Origin of the sequence: Pararhodobacter sp. SW119 (assembly GCF_017811755.1) — a bacterium.
GTDB lineage: Bacteria > Pseudomonadota > Alphaproteobacteria > Rhodobacterales > Rhodobacteraceae > Pararhodobacter.
Genome location: NZ_JADDJF010000055.1, coordinates 1 through 17,881 on the forward strand (window position 1 = coordinate 1; position 17,881 = coordinate 17,881).

General features: G+C 64.6%; 14 protein-coding genes and 1 pseudogene. 8 read left to right on the forward strand and 7 right to left on the reverse strand.

What is annotated here, in order from left to right; translation table 11 throughout:
• Positions 1–991: 991 nt before the first annotated feature.
• The gene (locus IM708_RS17820; RefSeq protein WP_209427925.1) at positions 992–1,360 is read left to right on the forward strand and encodes a hypothetical protein; all 369 of its coding nucleotides are present in this window, start codon (positions 992–994) and stop codon (positions 1,358–1,360) included.
• Positions 1,361–1,586: 226 nt separating this feature from the next.
• On the opposite strand, the gene IM708_RS17825 is transcribed toward IM708_RS17820, so the two are convergent.
• Genes IM708_RS17825 through IM708_RS17835 form a run of 3 tightly spaced genes read right to left on the reverse strand, consistent with a single transcriptional unit; the run spans position 1,587 to position 4,422 of the window.
• Positions 1,587–2,417, reverse strand: coding sequence for a MaoC family dehydratase N-terminal domain-containing protein (locus IM708_RS17825; RefSeq protein WP_209427926.1), 831 nt, complete (start codon positions 2,415–2,417; stop codon positions 1,587–1,589).
• Positions 2,418–2,419: 2 nt separating this feature from the next.
• Positions 2,420–3,259 carry a CaiB/BaiF CoA-transferase family protein gene (locus IM708_RS17830; protein WP_209427927.1) on the reverse strand — a complete coding sequence of 280 codons (840 nt, stop codon included), beginning with the start codon at positions 3,257–3,259 and terminating at the stop codon, positions 2,420–2,422.
• Entirely contained in the window at positions 3,259–4,422 is a 1,164-nt protein-coding gene (locus tag IM708_RS17835; protein WP_209427928.1) for an acyl-CoA dehydrogenase family protein, read from the reverse strand. The genes IM708_RS17830 and IM708_RS17835 overlap by 1 nt, the downstream gene beginning before the upstream one ends.
• A gap of 611 nt (positions 4,423–5,033) precedes the next feature.
• Between IM708_RS17835 and IM708_RS17840 the strand changes: the two genes are divergently transcribed.
• The 7 genes and pseudogenes from IM708_RS17840 (at position 5,034) to IM708_RS17870 (ending at position 11,791) form a co-directional block, all read left to right on the forward strand.
• Entirely contained in the window at positions 5,034–5,786 is a 753-nt protein-coding gene (locus tag IM708_RS17840; RefSeq protein WP_209427929.1) for a class I SAM-dependent methyltransferase, read from the forward strand.
• Positions 5,786–6,187 (forward strand): GtrA family protein, encoded by a 402-nt coding sequence (locus IM708_RS17845; protein WP_245243292.1) that lies wholly within the window; start codon positions 5,786–5,788, stop codon positions 6,185–6,187. The genes IM708_RS17840 and IM708_RS17845 overlap by 1 nt, the downstream gene beginning before the upstream one ends.
• A complete protein-coding gene (locus tag IM708_RS17850) occupies positions 6,184–7,230 on the forward strand; it encodes a glycosyltransferase family 2 protein (protein ID WP_209427931.1) in 1,047 nt (348 codons plus the stop codon). The genes IM708_RS17845 and IM708_RS17850 overlap by 4 nt, the downstream gene beginning before the upstream one ends.
• Positions 7,217–8,887 (forward strand): hypothetical protein, encoded by a 1,671-nt coding sequence (locus IM708_RS17855; RefSeq protein WP_209427932.1) that lies wholly within the window; start codon positions 7,217–7,219, stop codon positions 8,885–8,887. The genes IM708_RS17850 and IM708_RS17855 overlap by 14 nt, the downstream gene beginning before the upstream one ends.
• A 254-nt stretch (positions 8,888–9,141) precedes the next feature.
• A pseudogene (locus IM708_RS17860) lies at positions 9,142–9,273 on the forward strand (IS256 family transposase); the annotation flags it as partial.
• A gap of 186 nt (positions 9,274–9,459) precedes the next feature.
• Positions 9,460–10,020 (forward strand): glutathione S-transferase family protein, encoded by a 561-nt coding sequence (locus IM708_RS17865; protein WP_209427933.1) that lies wholly within the window; start codon positions 9,460–9,462, stop codon positions 10,018–10,020.
• A gap of 688 nt (positions 10,021–10,708) precedes the next feature.
• Complete coding sequence (locus IM708_RS17870) at positions 10,709–11,791, forward strand: patatin-like phospholipase family protein (RefSeq protein WP_209427934.1); 1,083 nt, start codon at positions 10,709–10,711, stop codon at positions 11,789–11,791.
• Positions 11,792–12,495: 704 nt separating this feature from the next.
• On the opposite strand, the gene IM708_RS17875 is transcribed toward IM708_RS17870, so the two are convergent.
• From IM708_RS17875 to IM708_RS17890, 4 genes are all read right to left on the reverse strand, one after another.
• Positions 12,496–13,641, reverse strand: coding sequence for an acyl-CoA dehydrogenase family protein (locus tag IM708_RS17875; RefSeq protein WP_209427935.1), 1,146 nt, complete (start codon positions 13,639–13,641; stop codon positions 12,496–12,498).
• Positions 13,638–15,608: a biotin carboxylase N-terminal domain-containing protein gene (locus IM708_RS17880; RefSeq protein WP_209427936.1), complete on the reverse strand. Its 1,971-nt coding sequence runs from the start codon at positions 15,606–15,608 to the stop codon at positions 13,638–13,640. Before IM708_RS17880 ends, IM708_RS17875 begins: the two co-directional genes overlap by 4 nt.
• Positions 15,605–16,399, reverse strand: coding sequence for a crotonase/enoyl-CoA hydratase family protein (locus tag IM708_RS17885; protein ID WP_209427937.1), 795 nt, complete (start codon positions 16,397–16,399; stop codon positions 15,605–15,607). Before IM708_RS17885 ends, IM708_RS17880 begins: the two co-directional genes overlap by 4 nt.
• Before the next feature lie 3 nt (positions 16,400–16,402).
• Positions 16,403–17,881 (reverse strand): carboxyl transferase domain-containing protein (locus IM708_RS17890; RefSeq protein WP_209427938.1); only part of this gene is annotated, 1,479 nt, incomplete at its 5' end.

Below are 17,881 nucleotides of genomic sequence, written 5' to 3' on the forward strand. Positions count from 1 at the left end.
CTCAGGGCGCTGATGCCTCTCGATACACCCTGATGGTCGCACATGGCTTTTTTCACGGTCTCGCCGGTGGTCTCGCCGCCATCCTGCTCGACTCGATCGATTCCCTTCATTACCTGATCTTCGGAGTATTGCGGTGGGCGGCCGGTCCTCGTCTCGGTCATAGTTGTTCCTTCGGATCTGTTTCGCAAATCGTTTGCGAAAGTGAGTTTGTGAAAGTCGGGGCCGCAGCCTCTACGCAGAAGCTTGGTCCGTTCGAACCTGCCGGAAGAAATTTCTTCGGAGACGCCGATGATCAGGTAGCACGGCGCCGGTTGTCCCGGGAATGTTGCCCAGAGCCTGCCACACTTCAAAATTTCCGACCCAGCGATCGATGCGTCGCGGACCAGCAAATCAGCTCGACGTCTTTGTCCTGGCGCGCACGCCACCTGAGGCATTCCCGCAGGGCCCTCAGGCGCAAGCCGGTCCCATGCGTGGGTCGATCCCTGTTCCGATCAGGACGCTGTCGACTTCGGAGCCGAAGCGGTAGACGCCAGTCGGCGGGTCCGGTTTTTTCATCCCGGACCCGCCGGAAATCACTTGGACGAGTGCCTCTATGGCGGAGTTCGAGACGACCGCCATGAGCGGTGTTGGTCCGATGTCAGTAGCGGCGTGATTGAGGCCCTCCGGCTATCATGCGGGGACCACGGGCTGACCACGATGTTGCTTTGCGATCGCCGCGGCATGCTTCGCGATTTCGATACGGTCGAGGTGCGTCTGTGCCTTGCCGGCGATAGCCGACCGGTGAAAGCTCTCGTGACGCCTAATCCTCCGACGGTGAAGTGCCGCTGCGTTGACCGGGCGGCCTACAGGAATCCGAAAAGAATGAGTTGCCGGAGTTCATCGCGAAACCGCGGAAGGTCGGTTGGCGATTGAATGACGTTCCGGGACCCCGCCATTTTGATTTGATCGGTCTTGTACCTTTTTGTTGCCTGTATTGTGCATGGAGACAGACATGAAGAAAAAGCCCGGCTGCGCGAGGGTGTCGGAGATTGCCACACACTGGAACGTTTACGACTCGACCGCGCGCGAGATTATCGCGACAGCAGGTCTTGTGCCGGTTGATGCCGAAGGCTGGAAGAAATATTTCTGGGAAGACATCTGGCGGCTCGAAGGTGATCTGTTTGTGCCGCAGAACGCCTGGCGGGCATTCAAGGAACCGCTGCTCAAGACGCCTTCTTTGCCGGAGCGCGACCCGATAGGCCGCTCGCCCCGGACGATGCAACGCTACATCGAGCAGGGGAAGATTCCCTGCATACGGCTGGCACCAGATATCATTCGCGTGCGGGAATGCATCTTCGATGTCGTCATTCACCGCATCTGACTTGGTCAGCACACATGTCCGCATTTCACCCGGTTTGGCCGGATATCGGGCGATTTTCCGGGTCATTCACCCATCCGCTTGGCAGTAGACATCGCTTGTCGTCCGGCGACGGGCGAGGTGAATCGACTGCGTATGAGGCAAGTTGGCCTCGGATCTATGGAACAGCGGTCAGTTCCGGGTCGATTAGGGTCTGTGATGCCAGACCGGAAGCGTTTCGTTCGGACGTCTACCAGTGTGCTTGCGCCTCCATCGCGACCGGTCCCTGCGGGCGGGCGGTCCAGAGGCGCAGGCAATCCGGCTCGGGCGCGGCGTGGAGCATGAGTTCGTCGGTATCGAAGAGCGGGGACAGGCTACGAAACTCGAAGCGGCTGGGGCGGGTCCCCTTCAGGTTCGCGGCAAACTGGCAGAGCAGGGTCGCCTGCATCGGACCGTGCACGACGAGGCCGGGGTAGCCCTCGGTCTCGGTGCAGAAGGTCCGGTCGTAGTGGATGCGATGGCCATTGAAGGTGAGGGCGGAGTAGCGAAAGAGGAGCGTTGGGGTCGGCGACAGCGTGAGAGTATGCGTGCCGGCGGCGGCCGGTTCCGGCTCCGTCGCCGGGCACGTTGCCGGTTTGGCGTCGCGGTAGACGATGTCCTGACGTTCGTTCAGAACCGGACGGCCGTCGCTCGTCACCTCATGATCGATGGTAACGAAACGCAGCTGCCCGCTGCGGCCCCGCTTCAGCGTCACGTCGTGGATCACCGAACGGCGCGTCACGGTCTCGCCGATGCGGATCGCGCCGTGGAAGTCGAAGGTGCCGCCCGCCCACATTCGCCGCGGAAGTGGCACCGGCGGCAGGAACCCACCGAGCGCCGGGTGCCCGTCGCGCCCGAGCGCCGACATCGGCGCGATGGGCTGGGCAAGGCAGAGATGGATCAGGAGCGGCGCCTCGTCTCCGGGCGCGGTGCCCGACGAGCGGTCGAAGGTGGCGTTGAAGCGGCGTACCAGCGCGGGGGTCAGGACTTCGCTCTCGGTCTCGTCGCGGCCAATCCAGGTGCACAGTCTTTCAATGTCCATGACTATTCTTCCGCTGGGTCGAGCGCGGGCACCGGGCCATAGGCGCGGTCCTCGCCGCGAAACCGTGCGCCCGGCGCCGGTATGCTGACCGGACCTCCGGGGCTCTCCACACGCACCCGGCGCAGATGGGGATGCGCGGAGAGGCCGGCCATGTCGTTGACTGAGGCCCATGCGATATCGGCCTTGGTCAGCAACGCAATGGCTGCGTCGGCGTCATGGCGCGCGAAGGCCGCGGCGACCAACGCGTCGGTTTCAGGGCGGTGCTCTACCCGGGCGAGATTGGTGGCGAAGCGCGGGTCGGTCCCCAGGCCCTCGTCGCCGATAACGTCGCGGGCGAGGAGGCGCCATTCGCGATCACTAATGCCCACACGGGCGGGTTCGGATGGGCCGCCGGTAATCGAGCAGAGGCCGCTTTCGGCCTGAATGAGCAGGTCGTAGGCCTTGCGGTCGGCCATCGGCCCCTCGTCGCCGAAACCGGAAATCGAGCAGGAGATGAGCCGCGGGTTCTCAGCGTGCAACCGCGCCAAGTCGAAGCCCAGCCGCCCGAGCGCACCGGGCTTGAGATTCTGGATCAGGACGTCGGCCCCAGCAATCAGATCGCCCAGCCGCGCCTTGCCGGTCGCGCGGCCCAGATTGAGCGTCAGGCTCTCCTTGCCGCGGTTAAGCCAGACGAAGTAGCTCGACTGCCCGCTTGCGACGGCGTCGTAGCCGCGGGCGAAATCGCCTTCCGGACGCTCGATCTTGACGACATGCGCGCCCGCATCCGCCAGCCGGGACGACGCGAACGGGGCCGCCACCGCCTGCTCGATGGCGATCACCTGGAGCCCTTCCAGCGGACGCATCAGAACGACCTCGGCAGGCCGAGCACATGCTCGGCGACGTAGGACAGGATCAGGTTGGTCGAGATCGGCGCCACCTGGTAGAGGCGCGTTTCCCTGAACTTGCGCTCGATATCGTACTCGCGCGCAAAGCCGAAACCGCCATGGAATTGAAGGCAGGCGTTCGCCGCTTCCCAGGACGCCTTGGCGGCGAGATACTTCGCCATGTTGGCCTCGGCGCCGCAGGGCCGGCCGGCATCATAGAGCGCGCAGGCCCTGTACCGCATCAGGTTCGCCGCCTCGATCTCGATGAAGGCCTCGGCGATCGGGAACTGGACGCCCTGGTTCTGCCCGATGGGCCGCCCGAAGACCTCCCGCTCGCTGACGTACTTCGTCACCCGATCGGTGAACCAGTACCCGTCGCCGATGCATTCCGCGGCGATCAGCGTCCGCTCGGCGTTGAGGCCGGTCAGGATGTACCGGAATCCCTTGCCCTCTTCCCCGATGAGGTTCTCCTGCGGGATCTCCAGGTTATCGAAGAAGAGCTCATTGGTCTCGTGATTGACCATGTTCGGTATCGGACGCGCGGACATGCCGTTTTGGAAGGCCTCGCGGATATCGACCAGAAAGATGGAGAGCCCATCGGCCTTGCGGGACACCTCGGCGAGCGGTGTGGTGCGGGCGAGCAGGATCATGAGGTCGGAATGGTGGACGCGGCTGATCCAGACCTTCTGGCCATTGATCACGTAGCGGTCGCCCTTCTTCACGGCAATCGTCTTGATCTTCGTCGTGTCGCTGCCCGTGGTGGGCTCGGTCACGCCCATCGATTGCAGGCGCAACTCTCCCGCCGCGATCCTCGGGAGGTAGCGTTGGCGCTGCTCTTCCGAGCCATGCCGGACCAGCGTGTTCATGTTGTACATCTGGCCGTGACAGGCGCCCGAATTGCCGCCGGCACGGTTGATCTCTTCCATGATCACCGACGCCTCGGTCAGTCCGAGGCCCGAGCCGCCATACTCCTCCGGAATCAGCGCGGCCAGCCATCCCTCGCGGCTGAGTGCCTCGACAAACTCCTCCGGGTAGCCGCCTTCCGCGTCAACATTCCGGTGATACTCGTCTGGGAACTGGCAGCAGAGGGCGCGAACGCCGTCGCGGATGTCGGCGTGGTCTTCGTGCGGGTTCCCGGGCATCGCTCTCTCCTGATCGTCGCGGACACACCGTTCCTGCCACGGGCGACGGCTTTGCACAAATGCGATCGAAATCGCGTTCGCCTTGACTCTGTCTGTCTTTCTATACGGCCACCCAGTGGGAATTGCCCTGAACCAATGTTGGGTCATTGGCCGGCGCGCCGGCGAAAACAACAGAGTTGCGGACGGCGCCGGCGCATCGTCCGTCATCCAGGTTCGACCCGTGGATCTTCAGCGACAAAGCCAATGACCCGCGAGGTGAATCCGCGCCGCAGCATGCCGATCAATCCGAAAGGAGCGATGAGGTCGGGCCTCGACTACGCGGAACTGCCTTTACGCAATGGGCGGGAAGCCGACCGATGCAGGTGCAGCGTTGCTTCGGCAGAGTCTGATAGGAGCGGACGTTCATTGTTCCGGTCCCGTTCCCTGGCGGCTTTTGGCAGGTCTGCAAGTAAGCGCCCTGCGACTGCCCTATGCACACTCGAAGCTTTTCACCACGCCCAGTCCGGCGCAGGACGACAAGATGTCGAAATCTCGCCATCATTCGGGATTAGCTGTAAATCGAGAAACAGTTTGGAGAATGGGCCATGTCAGGCAGGTATGACGGCCGCTTCATGGATTCGATCAAGACGGGATCTGCTCGGTCCGCGGAGATCGTCCTCGATGAATTGGCGCCGCTTGTTGAAACCCTGCCCTATTCGGCGGTTGACATCGGCTGCGGATCGGGAACCTGGGCTGCTGCCTTTTCTGCTCGCTTTGCGGGTGCCGAAGTTCGTGGTGTGGATGGAACCTACGTAGACCGGGATGGCCTGCTGATCGATCCCGCGAATTTCCGGGCGCATGATCTCACCCTCCGTCTGCCCGCGGATCGGCGCTTCGGTCTGGCGATCTCGCTCGAAGTCGCTGAGCATCTGCCGCCGGCAAGCGGCCCGGACCTGATCCGCACTCTGGTGGATCATGCCGATCATGTCCTGTTCTCGGCAGCGATCCCTGGTCAGGGTGGCGAGTTCCATGTCAATGAACAGCCCCTGGAATACTGGCGCAACCTGTTCCGCGCCCATAGCTATGTCGCGGTGGACTATCTGCGCCCGATCTTGCGCGCAGATCATCGCGTCGAACCCTGGTATCGCTACAACAGCGTCCTTTATGTGCGCGCCGAGCGGCTGTCCGATCTGCCGGCGCCGCTGTCTGCCGCCATCGTCCCCGCGGACATGCCGCTTGCCGAGATGGCTTCGCCGTGGTGGCGTACGCGTTGTGCCTTGCTGCGTCGGCTACCGGCGGGCATGATCCTGGCCATGGCGCGGATCAAGCGCCGGATCCTGACGCGCATGCACCCGGTGGCGCGGCTGCAGCAGGCCACGTCGTGATGTCAGACGCTGTGCCCGTGCCACATCCGCGTAGTTTGGTCACCCTAGCGCGGTTTGGCACCGTCGGCGCGGTGACCGCAGTGGCCTATGTGGTGGGCTTTGCGGCACTGGTCGAACTGGGGCTGCGCGACACGACCGCAAGCATCGCAGCATATCTTGCGGCTATCGCCATCCAGTTCATGGGTCATCAGACCTTTACCTTTCCGACCTCGGCGAGGCTGGGCCGCTCTCTCGCTCGTTTCGTCGTTGCAAACGGTCTGGGCCTAGGGTTCAGCACGGCCCTTGTCGTCGCTCTGCGTGATGGGATGGGCATTGGCGCACTGACGACAGGGCTCATCGTGACGCTGGCGATGGCTTCGATGAATTGGGTCATCTTCAGAAAATGGGTGTTTCGGCCATGATCGGAAACGCAGCACAGCGCCTTGGTGCCACCACCTCCGTAAGGATCGCAGCGGCACAGGGCAGCAAACCGGGAACGTCACGTCCGTTGCGGGCAGCGGTCAATGTGTCCTTTGTGGTGCCTTGCTACAACGAACAGGCCAATATCGGCCCGCTACTCGAGGCCGTGGAGGAGGTCTGGCTTAAGTCCTGCGCGGCGCACCCGCAACTGAGGACTTGCGAGATCGTGCTGATCGATGATGGCTCGACAGATGCCACGTGGGACCTGATAGCCGATGCTGCGACAACCCGGCAGGATATCGTCGGGATCAGGCTGTCGCGGAACTTTGGGCACCAGCCTGCCCTGCTGGCCGGGTTGATGACCGCGACGGGCGATGCAGTCATCAGTCTCGACGCCGACCTGCAGGACGACATCTCGGTGATCCCGGACATGCTGGCGGCGTTTCTGAGGGGCGACGAAATCGTGTTCGGCGTCCGCAAGGATCGCAGCACGGATACAGCATTCAAGCGCATCACCGCACAGGGCTACTACCGCCTTCTGGCCGGACTCGGAGTCGACGTGCTGCACGATCATGCCGATTTCCGTCTGATGGGTCGGAAATCCATCGAGGCCTTGCGCCAGTACGGCGAACAAAACCTTTACCTGCGCGGACTGATCCGCAGCCTCGGGTTTCGCAGTTCGGTCGTGTCCTATGCACGGCAGGCACGCAGCCGGGGCGAATCCGGCTATACCCTACGCCGGATGCTGCTTCTCGCGCTTGAAGGCATCACCTCGTTTTCTGTCCGGCCACTACGCTGGATCTTCTACCTTGGGATCATCATCTCTGTGCTAGCCGGCGGTTACATCCTGTATGCTGTTGGCATGGCCCTGTCGGGGGCCACCGTGTCGGGTTGGGCGTCGCTGGTGGTGTCGATTTACCTGATCGGCGGCATCCAGATCATGGGGATCGGCATTCTGGGCGAATATCTGGGCAAGACCTATGTCGAAACCAAACGCCGACCCAGCTATCTGATCGACGAGGTGGTGAGCCATGCGGACGCTTGACGCGGAGCTTGCGGGGCGTGGCCCAACCATCGAGGCTTGGTCGCTGCCGGTCCTGACGGCCGCAGCGGCAGCCGTTGGAGGCCTGCTGATCGTCCTTCCTCTGTTGCTGAATGCCTACCTGCCCTTCGAAGATCTGCCCAACCATATCGCCCGGCGCCACATCATCGCCGGCGCTGATCCAGCGTTGGCAGCGCATTTCCAGCTACAGGGCGGGCTGGGCACGAATGCGGCCGTCGATATGGCCTGGCAGATCCGCATGTGGTTCGCTCCGGTCTCGGCACAGGATGCGATCGCCTTTTCGCACTGGGCTATAGGCTTCGCGATGCTTGGCTTCGCGGCCTCAGTCATGATCCTGCACCGCGTGCTACATGGCCACTGGTCGCCCTGGCCGCTGCTGGCCGGGCTGCTGGTCTACAACGGCAATGTGCTCTGGGGATTTGAGAACTTTGTAGTAACGCTGCCACTCGGCATCCTGGGCTTTGCGCTCTGGATCGCTGCACGACGGGCTGCGCCCCTGCTCAGGCTTGCTCTTGCACTCGGCGTGGTTGCGGCCCTCTATCTGGGGCATGTGCTGGTGCTGCTGGCATATGCGATCCTGGTCTTCGGCTACGAGGGTGGGCGGGTGTGGCGTCCCGGGAGCAGCGGTCGTACGCTGGATCCTCGGGCGCCAGACTGGCTTGGGGTCGCCGTGATCACTGCTGCCTGTCTGATGCATCTGCTGCTGTCAGTCAGTGCGCCTGCACCCGGCTATGGCACGACCACGAGCTTCGGTCCCTTGTCGGAACGGGTGCAGATCATCCTGTCGCCCTTCGGGGCTCAGATGATGACCGGCTCACTACTTCAGCCGCTGATCGACCAGTCGATTGCGCTGTTGTGCATACTCGTGATTCTCTGGGTTCTGGCCGGCAGAATCGGTGCGACGTTCCTGCTGGCAAGCAGCATGAGGGGTCCCCTGCTGCTGCTCGGTCTTGTCACGCTACTTATGCCTGTACAGCTATCGGGTGTACACTTCACGCATTTGCGCTTTCCGGTCCTGCTGTTCGGCGTGCTGATCGCCGCCTCCGACCTCAAGCCGATAGTACCGCGAGCCTCGGCGTTTGTGGGGTGCCTAGTGCTTGCACTTTTGTCAGCCATCGCGGCCCGTTCCTATGTCCTTGATCGTGCTTCGCGTGCGTATTCCGAACAGATAGCTGCTCTTACAGAGCTTGCTGGCGTTGCGGGAGCCGACATGCCCGCCGGTGCGAGAGTGCTGCCGGTCGTCGGTCAGCAATCCGACCCGGTAACCACACGTCACTTTCATACCGCGGCATATCTTGTCCCTCTTGCAGAGGTATTCGTGCCCACGCTCTTTGTCGGTGGATCCCACAGCCTTGGCATGGTGTCGGCAAAAGAGCACCTCTCCGCGCCCCAGCCTTCAGCAGTTCCTGCAGCGGTTCTAGAGCTGCCCGCCGACCGCTGGTCTCCGGCATTCGACGAGTCCTGGGCTTTCGCTAGGGGCTGGACGTTGAATTACTCTCATGTGCTGCTTATCGGCTCAGTGCATGACGAATTCGCCAGCCAGTCTGGCCTCCAACTCCTTGCACAGGATGGCACGAAGAGCATATTTTTTCTCGAGGACGCTTCCGATAGAAATGACGAGCTCCCGAGCTCGGACTGATGCGGTGGATGCCCACAGCCAGCCAATTCTCGCATGCTTGTGCTCCTTATCTGACATTGTACCGGTGACCGCAAACTGGGGTCAGTCCCCTTGTAGATGGGGTGCCTCTCAATTCGGTTCAAAGCGCCTCGCTGCTTCACGCGTGAGCGGCAGCTTCTGGGGAGCTATAGCTGAAAGTTGGTGACTGGGGATTGGGTGGCATATCAAGGCGTTGTTCACGCGCCGCAGTTCTCGCAGAGAAAAGGATATGCCACATGACGAAGGATACGGTTGTCGCGTTTCGCGCGCCAGACGGATTATCACCTGACCCTCTCACAGACTTGCTGCGCCAAGGTGCGCGGGAACTGATCGCGCAGGCGGTTGAAGCCGAACTGAATGCGTTTCTCACCGCCCATGCCGACCAGCTTCTGGGAAGTTGGCAGCTCTCAAGAGCAACTCCTGACTGTCAGCAAAGGGCCGGCTTTCACTGTGCGCGTGATGTTTGAGCTCGACATGGCGAGACGAACCCAAGGGCGATTCCCCTGAGGCAGAGCCTGATGCATGTCGGCCGCGGTGGCTGTAAAGCTAAAGCAATGACCGACCTCACGCTTTGGCACGCACCCTTGTCCCGTTCGACCCGCATTCTCTGGCTGCTGGAGGAGATCGGCTGTGCCTACCGTCTGGAGGCGCTGCCGTCTTCGCGCACCTTGGACTCGGCGCTGCATCCGGCACGTCCGCCGGCGCTGCGCGATGGCGAGGCGATGATGCACGAGACAGGCGCGATGGCAGAGTGGCTCTGCGAAACCCGCGCTGCCCATCTTTGGCGAGAGCCGGGCGCTCCGGGCCGCGCGGGGTGGCTGGACTGGCTGCATTTCTCCGAGACGATGGTCCAGCACGTGGCACGAAGAGAGGAGGCGGGCGCACCGGAGCATCTGACGGCGGCTCTCCGTCTACTGGACGCATGGATCGGTGGTTCTGAATGGTTACTGAGCGAGTTTTCTGGCGCTGACTGCCAGATCGGCTATTCCGTATGGGTTTCGTCTCAGGTGAAGTCATTGGACGATCACCCTGCACTGGCGGCCTACCTTGGGCGCTGCGCGGCGCGACCGGCGTTCCAGGCGGCTTTCGGCGGGCGCGACGTCAGGTTGAAGTGAGACCCGCGCGTTCCCTGTTCCAAGGTCTGTCTTTCTGGCTCTGTCCAAAATGATGCGTAGCCTCGAACGGTCGTAGTCGGCCAGAGGCGTGGCGGTATCGGTCATCTGGGTCGTCGGCGGAAGCGTCGAAAGTCGTCAACTTGCGTATATTTTCATTGGGGCAACGGAATTGCTGCACTTTGCACAAACGTCCGATTCGAGGAAACCGCATTTAGACACCGGCCACCTGACGAATGTCCGTAGTGGGTCGAGCGCGTCGCTGGTCGACCTCAAAAGGGTCAGCGAGGCCATGCTGCACCGCCGCAGGGCCGCAAGGAGCCCACACCGGCCATTCGTCTATGGCGTGGCGCTGTCGGCAACCGAGCAGGCGCGGCGAAGCGTTCAAGGCCGCCGCACAATTCGCCCGTGGTGACCGCGCGGGAGGTCGAGCAGGCGGCAGCGCACTACCTCGGCGGGCTCGTCTGACGCTCGCCTGCAAACCATGACGACGCCCGCCGGAGACATCCGGCGGGCGTTTTTTTCTTGTCGCTCGGGTGCTGGTTTCAGGTGACGCGCTTGAGCTGAGCCAGGTCCGCGCGCGGAATGTGATCGGCTACAGGAGCGCGGCGGTCCTGTCGGTGGATATTGCACCAGCTGCGGAGCAGGTGCAGTATGGGCAATGTTCTTCGCCTGCACGAGGGGGGGCGAGATGCGCATACTGTCAATTGACGGCGGCGGAATTCGCGGGATTATCCCGGCAACGCTGCTTGCCGCGCTCGAAGAAATGGCCGGGCGCCCGATTCACGCGCTCTTCGATGGACTTGCGGGCACGTCCACCGGCGGGATCATGGCCATGGGTCTGGTTTGTCCGCAGCAGGGCGGCGCGCCACGCAGCGCGGCCGAGATACGGTCGCTCTACCTCGACCGAGGACCTCTGGTCTTTCCGCTCGGCGGTGTCGGTTCCATCCACCGGCCGAAGAGCGGGCAAGAGGCGCCAAGCGGCGTGCGGACGCAACAGCCGGACGACGCGGATTTGCGCACGAGGTCCCAACACGCGCTCGGCTTCCAGAATGTGAGCAATATTTTCGCGCCCTTCGGCGAGCATGGGGAGCAGGGCAACGCGCGCTATTCGGCGGCGCCGCTCGAGCAGGAGCTCCGGCGCGAGTTCGGCACGACCCGAATGTCCCAGGCCATCAAGCCCGTGGCGGTGGTGAGTTATGACTTCGAGCGCCGGAAGCCCCTGATTTTCCAGGGCGGCGGGATTGCGTCGTCCCACCTCGGCGATCCGGAAATGGCGGTGGTTGCGCGCGCCACCTCGGCGGCGCCGACCTATTTCCCCGGATTGCGCTACCCGGCGCCCGGTGGCCGCATGATCCACTGCGTTGACGGAGGAGAGGTTACGAACGACCCGTCGCTGGTCGGCTACACGATGGGCCGGGACCTGTCGGAGGGCAGGGAGCCGGTCGTGCTCGTTTCGTTGGGCACCGGAGAGGCCGACATCCCGGAAGCGGTCGATGTCGCCCAGATCGCCGCGAACGCCAATTGGCCGGCAGATATGGCGCACCTCTGGCAAAGGATCTGGGGTGGGCCGGGATCACGGAACCGGTCGCTGCTGAGCACGATTCCGGAGCTGACTTATATCCGGGTCCAACCCAAGCTGGCACACGGCGCCGTGGCCGACATGGACAATGCCACGCCTGAAAATATGGATGCTCTGCGACGCACCGGCGAAGGCTTCGTCGCAGCAAACCGGCCGCTGCTCGAGCGCATTCTTCAATCGGTCTCTGCGTAGCTGGTGGCGCCTGCAAATTCGCACACGAAGTGAAGGCTGTTGCCTCGGACTGGCGCGTCAGCAGGCCTGCCGGCGCCACCTGATCCATGGCAGATACGCCAGGATCGGAGCGGGCAGCGCGGCGAGCGCATAGAGGAAGGCGGGTGCATCGACGGAGCGGGCATACCGCATCAGGTCCGCGGCGCAGGCTGAGAGTAGCCTCGCCGGTTTCCGCGGCGTTAGTAAAATATCCCATGGATCGGTCAAGTGCCCGGATGGGGACCGCATCAGGACTCCGTGGGCCTGGGCGGCGCGTCTTTCGAGGCTGCGAAGATGCGGGTTCCTTGTGACGGTTCTGCACCTCAACCATGCGTTTGCGCGTCGAGTCGGGGACGCTGTAGCTGTATGTCGCGATCGTGAGGACATGGGTCGCACCCGCAGCGAAGGTCCGCTTCGTCCGCATCAGCGACATCCTGTAGCACAAAATGCTGCGCTCTACATGAGTGACCGGTTCAGGGAAGCCGCACCGCGGCATGCCCATTGGGTCAGAAGGCTGCTTTGGGCCGAGCACTTCACAGCTCCAGCGAATTACCGGCCGTGTGGCGCGCGCATGAAGTAACGTCCAACCAATTTTGTCTGGGTCTGCTCCGCGATCTCGCTATGCATACCTGAAGCGGCGCCGGACCGCCGTCGACGACGCACCCGGACAAACTTGAGAATTCCTGTCAAAGGCGCTTCGCGATCTCTTCGAGCATCACCTCGGTCGCGCCGCCACCGATGGCCTGAACGCGGGCGTCGCGGACCATGCGTTCGATTTCGGTTCCGGTCATGTAGCCAAATCCGCCGTGAAACTGCTGGCAGTCGTACATCACCTTGTTGACCAGCTCGCCGCAGAGCGCCTTGATCGCGGAAACCTCGCGCACGCAATCGTTGCCTGCCTCCATGGCGGCGGCCGTCTGGTAGATCAGCGCCCGTGCTGCGGCCACCTCGGCCCAGCGGTGGGCCAGGCGTTGCCGGATCACCTGCTTGTCCCAGAGAGTCGCTCCGAAGGCTTTGCGATCCTTCACATAGTCAAGCGTGATCTCAAGCGCGCGCTGCGCCTCGCCCATAGCCTGCGCGCCCAGAACCAGGCGTTCGTTCTGGAAATTCTGCATGATCGCGTAGAAGCCACCACCGATCTCGCCCAGGACCTGATCGGCGGGAACGCGCACATCGTCGAGCAGCAACTCTGCGGTATCCGAACTGCGCCAGCCGGATTTGTCGAGCTGGCGCGCGACGCTCAGGCCCTGCGTGCCCTTCTCGACAATGAACATCGTGGTCCCGCGCGAGGGTTTCGCCTGCATGTCGGTGCGGGCCGCCACGAAATAAAGATCTCCCAGCACGCCGTTTGTGATGTAGAGCTTGCGTCCGTTGAGCACCCAGTGGTTGCCGTCGAGCCGCGCCTGGCTGCGGATGCCGCCCACGTCCGATCCGGCATCGGGCTCGGTCACCGCGACCGCGGTGATCCTGCGCCCGGCGATGATGTCGGGCATGTAGCGGGCGATCTGGTCGGGCGTACCGGCATTTGCCAGGTGCGGTGAGGCCATGTCGGTATGCACCAGCGCGGTGATCGCGAAGCCGCCGCAGCCGGAACGGCCGAGTTCCTCAGCGAAGATGACGGTGGCGAGCGTGTCCATCGCCGCGCCGCCATGTGCCTCCGGGTAGCGGATGCCCAGAAAGCCCAACTCGCCCATCCGGCGCAGGACCGCGCGCGGGATCTCGCCCGCGGCTTCCCACACGGTGGCATGGGGGCGAACCTCGTCCTCGACGAAGCGGCGCAGCTGGTCACGGAAGATTCGGTGCTCGTCGGTCAGGAAGGGCATGTCGGTCATGTCGAAGTGTCCTTGATCGGGGTCAGGCGGGCGAGTAATGCGCCGGCGGGCACGGTCGATCCCGCCGCATGCGGCAGTTCGGACAGAATGCCGTCACAGGGCGCGGTCAGGGTCTGCATGAGTTTCATCGCCTCGAAGACCAGAACCGGATCGCCCTGTTGCAGTCGGGCGTCCGACGGGTGCAGCAGTTCGACCAAAAGGCCGGGCATCGGCGCCGTGATGTCCGTGCCGGACGGATTGGTACGACCCGAGCCGCCGAGGGCGATGCCCCGCGCCAGGCGATAGGTGCTCGTGCTTTCGGTCAAGATGATCTCGGTGGGGTCGATGGCGACGGCGATGCGCCGGCGCTCGCTGCCGGTCTCAAGGTCGAGGAGATCACCCACGAGGCGTGCATTGGAGGCACTCAAGAGGATCGCGCCCTCGACGTCGGTCACTTCATGTCCCCCCGGGACCTCGCGAACGCAGAGGTCGGCATCCACAATACGATGCCAACTGGCGCCGCCGCGTCCGGCCGGTGCGGTCAACCGCCACGCGCCCAACTGCGGCCAGGGGCCGGGCGCACGACTGCCCCGGGCGGCGGCGAGCGCCATCGCAAGCGCAGCGAGTGCGCGGGCGTCCGGCCCCGGCGGAGCCGGTTCCGCCGGTGAATTGCGCAGAAGGAAGCCGGTGGACAGGCGCGCTTGCGCGAAGTCGGGAGACGCCAGCAGGGAGTCCATGCGCGCGATGTTGGTGCCGATCCCGCCCACCTCCAGCGCCGCAAGAGCATGGCGCAGTCGCGCCAGCGCGGTCGCCCGGTTGGGTCCATGCGCGATCAGCTTGGCGATCATCGGGTCGTAATGATGCGTGATGACGCTGCCCGTCTCGATGGCGCTGTCGAGCCGGAGGCCCGGCAGGTCGGGCAGATGCCAGCGAGTAACGGTGTGCCCGCCGGTCCCGTCGAGGGCGATCCGCGCCTCGATCGCCGAGCCCGTGGTGGTGACATCGGCCTGCGTCAGGGGGATCGCCTCACCCTGCGCGACCCGCAATTGCCAGGCGACCAGGTCGATGCCCGTCACCGCCTCGGTCACCGGATGCTCCACCTGAAGGCGCGTGTTCATCTCCAGGAAATGAAAGCTGCCGGCTAACGGATCGTAGAGGTATTCGACCGTACCTGCGTTGCGGTAGCCGATGTGTCGGGCCAGCGCGACTGCGCCATCGGTCATGGCGGCGCGGAGGCGGGCGGGGATGTCGGGCGCCGGCGCCTCCTCGATCTGCTTCTGGTGGTTGGCCTGGATCGAACAGTCGCGATCACCGAGGTGCAGCACCCGCCCGTGATGATCGGCGAGGACCTGAACCTCGACATGCCGTGCGCCCTCCAGCAGCCGTTCCAGTAGCACGTCCGAGGTGCCGAAGGCCGCCTGCGCCTCGCGCCGGGCGGCGTCGAGCGCGACGGGAAAGGCCGCAAGGTCGTCGACTCGGCGGATGCCGCGCCCGCCGCCGCCGGCACTGGCCTTGATCAGGAGCGGGACGCCGAGTCGTGCGGCCTCCAATGCCAAGGTTGTGTCGGACTGGTCCGCACCACGGTAGCCAGGCAGGATTGGCAGGCCAGCGGCATCGGCCTCGGCCTTGGCGGCGGATTTCGACCCCATCAGGGCGATCACCTCTGCCGGGGGACCGACCCAGACAAGTCCGGCCTCGGCGACACGGCGCGCGAAATCCGCGTTCTCGGACAGGAAGCCGTAGCCGGGATGCAGGGCCTGGGCGCCCGCGCGCCGCGCCGCCGCGATCAGGCGGTCGGGGTCGAGGTAGCTTTGCGCGGCCTCGGCCGGGCCGATGGGCAGCGCCATGTCTGCCTCGGTGACGAAGGGGGCGTCGCGGTCGGCGTCGGAATAGACCGCAACCGCGCGCAGGCCCAGTTCGCGGCAGGCGCGGATGATGCGGCGCGCAATCTCGCCCCGGTTGGCGATAAGGACGGTGTCGAAGCTCATGCCCCGCTTCGCCAGGGCGGCGTGCGGCGCGCCAGGAAGGCGTCGATCCCCGCGCGCCCCTCGGGGCTTTCCCAGGCATCGGCCAGCCGTTCCGAGGTCAGGGCGACGTGGCCCTCCGCGGGCGCGGCGGCAACGTCGCGGATCAGAAGCTTGGTCGCGGTCACGGCGGCCGGTGCGGCCTCCAGATGCGCAGACACCACCGCCTCGACGGCCGCGTCCAGGTCGGCAGTTGGCACCGCGCGGTCCAGCAGGCCGATGCGCTCAGCATGCGCGGCGTCGAAAAGGGCGCCCGACAACATCGTCGCCCGCGCCCGCGCCGTGCCGATCCGGGCGATGACATGAGGCGAGATATTGGCCGGGATCAGGCCCAGCCACACCTCGGTCAACCCGAACCGCGCCTCGGCCGCGCCGATGGCCACGTCGCAGACCGCGATCATGCCGATGCCGCCGCCATAGGCCGGGCCCTGGATGCGGCCGATCAGGGGTTTCGGCAGATGCGCGAGCGCGGCCAGCATCTGGCCCAGTTCCGCGCTCTGCGCGACGCGGCCGGCGCGGTCCAGCGCCAGCGTGTCACGGAACCAGCCGATATCCCCGCCGGCGCAGAAGCTCTTGCCAGCGCCCGTCAGCACCACCACACGCACCGCCGGGTCGGCCCCAAGTTGCGCCGCGGCGCGCGACAGCTCGGCAATGAGCACGGCATCGAGCGCGTTGTGCCGCTCGGGACGGTTGAGCGTCAGAAACGCGACGCCGCGCGGATCTGTGGTCAGGGTCAGGGTCTCGAATTCGGCCATCGCTTACATCCGGTAGACGGGAGAAAACTGCGCATCTTCGGGGCGCGAGGCCAGCAGCGCAATGCACAGGCCAAGGACGTCGCGCGACTGCGCGGGTTCGATGATGCCATCGTCCCAGAGGCGCGAGGTCGCGTAGTAGGGATCGCTCTGCTCGGCATACTGCGCTCGGACCTCCGCCTCGACTTCGGCCAGTTCGGCGTCAGTCGGCGGTTGGCGCAGGTTGGCGCGGCGCAGTTCCAGCATCACGTTCGCCGCGATATCGGCCGACATGGTGGCGACGCGGGCCGAGGGCCAGGCGAAGAGGAAATCGGGGCGAAAGCCACGTCCGCACATCCCGTAGTTGCCCGCGCCGTAGGAGCCGCCGACGATCAGCGAAAGCTTCGGGACCCGGGCATTGGCCATCGCATAGACCATCTTGGCGCTGTCCTTCGCGATCCCACCGCGCTCGGCCTCGGTACCGACCATGAAGCCGGTGATGTTGTGCAGGAAGAGAAGCGGTATACGGCGCTGGTCACAGAGCTGGATGAACTGCGCGGCCTTCAGCGCGGCTTGCGAGACAAGGGCGCCGTTGTTGCCGATGATCCCGACCGGACAGCCGTGGATCGCCGCAAAGGCGCAGACGGCGCTGGCCCCCCATTCCGGTTTGAATTCGCTCAGGGCTGAACCGTCCACGAGGCGCGCCATCACCTCGCGCGCGTCGTACGGGTGGCGCGGATCGGCACTGATGATGCCGGCCAGGTCGGCGGCATCGAAGGCGGGGGGCTGCGGTTCGCGCGGTGGCTGCCATCCGGCGCGGGGATCGGGCAGATCGGCGACCAACTGGCGCAGCAACGCCAGGCCCTCGGCCTCGGTCGTCACCCGGTGATCGCAGACGCCAGAGATGGTCGTGTGCATCCGCGCCCCGCCCAGGGTCTCGCCGTCCACCTCCTCCTGCACCGCGACCTTCACGATCGAGGGACCGCCAAGGTGAATACGTGCCTGACCCTCGACCATGATCACTTGGTCGGCCAGGGCAGGGATATACGCGCCGCCCGCCGTGCAGCCGCCGAGCACGAGCGCGATCTGCGCCAGCCCCGAAGCCGACATCCGGCACTGTCGCCAGAAGGCATTGCCGAAGTGGTCTCGGTCCGGAAAGACGCGGTCCTGCTCGGGCAGGTAGGCGCCGCCGCAATCGACGAGATAGAGGCACGGCAGGCGCAGGTTGGCGGCGATCTCCTGGGCGCGGACGTGTTTCTTGACCGTCTCGTGAAAGAAGCTTCCGCCCTTCACCGTGGCATCATTGGCGATGAGCATCACCGGGCGCCCCTGGACGATACCGATCCCGGTGACGATGCCGGCGCCGGGCACCGCGTTGTCATACTGGCCCCAGGCGGCAAGCGATGAGAGTTCCAGAAACGCCGTTCCGGGGTCGCAGAGCCGGTCGACCCGGTCGCGGACAAGAAGCTTGCCGCGTGTGCGATGCCGGGCGACATGCACGGCGCT

Excerpts from the sequence above, each read along its gene's own strand:
- IM708_RS17820 (WP_209427925.1), top strand. The coding sequence starts at position 992 with ATGAAGAAAAAGCCCGGCTGCGCGAGGGTGTCGGAGATTGCCACACAC.
- IM708_RS17825 (WP_209427926.1), bottom strand. The coding sequence starts at position 2,417 with ATGGACATTGAAAGACTGTGCACCTGGATTGGCCGCGACGAGACCGAG.
- IM708_RS17830 (WP_209427927.1), bottom strand. The coding sequence starts at position 3,259 with ATGCGTCCGCTGGAAGGGCTCCAGGTGATCGCCATCGAGCAGGCGGTG.
- IM708_RS17835 (WP_209427928.1), bottom strand. The coding sequence starts at position 4,422 with ATGCCCGGGAACCCGCACGAAGACCACGCCGACATCCGCGACGGCGTT.
- IM708_RS17840 (WP_209427929.1), top strand. The coding sequence starts at position 5,034 with ATGGATTCGATCAAGACGGGATCTGCTCGGTCCGCGGAGATCGTCCTC.
- IM708_RS17845 (WP_245243292.1), top strand. The coding sequence starts at position 5,786 with ATGTCAGACGCTGTGCCCGTGCCACATCCGCGTAGTTTGGTCACCCTA.
- IM708_RS17850 (WP_209427931.1), top strand. The coding sequence starts at position 6,184 with ATGATCGGAAACGCAGCACAGCGCCTTGGTGCCACCACCTCCGTAAGG.
- IM708_RS17855 (WP_209427932.1), top strand. The coding sequence starts at position 7,217 with ATGCGGACGCTTGACGCGGAGCTTGCGGGGCGTGGCCCAACCATCGAG.
- IM708_RS17865 (WP_209427933.1), top strand. The coding sequence starts at position 9,460 with ATGACCGACCTCACGCTTTGGCACGCACCCTTGTCCCGTTCGACCCGC.
- IM708_RS17870 (WP_209427934.1), top strand. The coding sequence starts at position 10,709 with ATGCGCATACTGTCAATTGACGGCGGCGGAATTCGCGGGATTATCCCG.
- IM708_RS17875 (WP_209427935.1), bottom strand. The coding sequence starts at position 13,641 with ATGACCGACATGCCCTTCCTGACCGACGAGCACCGAATCTTCCGTGAC.
- IM708_RS17880 (WP_209427936.1), bottom strand. The coding sequence starts at position 15,608 with ATGAGCTTCGACACCGTCCTTATCGCCAACCGGGGCGAGATTGCGCGC.
- IM708_RS17885 (WP_209427937.1), bottom strand. The coding sequence starts at position 16,399 with ATGGCCGAATTCGAGACCCTGACCCTGACCACAGATCCGCGCGGCGTC.